General features: G+C 36.4%; 1 pseudogene. It reads left to right on the top strand.

From position 1 onward, the window contains the following. Positions 1-280: pseudogene (locus ACFINO_RS10665) on the top strand (hypothetical protein); the annotation flags it as partial.

Consider the following 280-nt stretch of genomic DNA (forward strand, 5'->3'; position numbering starts at 1 on the left):
TTATGAAATAATGACTGGTATTTTAGCTGGGTTATTTGCTGTTGTTATAGGAATGGCAATCATCAGTGTTATAAATATCGCGCCCTACTTTTCTTTTCTTCTTGGTTGTTTTCTTTCACTGCCAATTTTTATTGTTGCGTTCAGTCAGGGAACATTAGCTAGCCTTGTTGCCTTAATAAGCGCCACTGTTGTTCTCATCATAGTTACAAATATTTACATTGCTTTTGGCTTTATGTTATTATTCTTTCTTCCTGCTGTCTATGCTTCTTGGCTCCTTGGG

The organism is Bartonella sp. AA83SXKL, assembly GCF_042196965.1.
Classification (GTDB): Bacteria; Pseudomonadota; Alphaproteobacteria; order Rhizobiales; family Rhizobiaceae; genus Bartonella.